General features: G+C 43.1%; 1 pseudogene. It reads left to right on the top strand.

The features are described from left to right. Positions 1 to 22: 22 nt before the first annotated feature. Positions 23 to 274, top strand: a pseudogene (locus AAEY78_RS13035) (ubiquinol oxidase subunit II); the annotation flags it as partial.

Raw genomic sequence — 274 nt, 5'->3', positions numbered from 1 at the left:
CTCAACCACCATTGAAATCGTGGTGTGGGTCATACCGATTATTATCGTGGTCATTCTTGGTGTTATCACTTGGAATTCGACTCACGATTTAGACCCTTATAAGCCTCTCGATCATCCCGCTAAGCCGGTGACGGTTGAAGTGGTGTCACTAGACTGGAAATGGTTGTTTATCTATCCAGAATATGGCATTGCATCAGTTAATGAATTGGCCTTTCCTGCCAATGTGCCAGTTAATTTCAACATCACTTCAGACACGGCAATGAACTCATTTTTC

The sequence above is a fragment of the Psychrobacter sp. 16-MNA-CIBAN-0192 genome (assembly GCF_040309565.1).
GTDB lineage: Bacteria > Pseudomonadota > Gammaproteobacteria > Pseudomonadales > Moraxellaceae > Psychrobacter.
The sequence above is the reverse complement of the archived record's forward strand: the minus strand, read 5'-3'. Positions and strand labels throughout refer to the sequence as shown.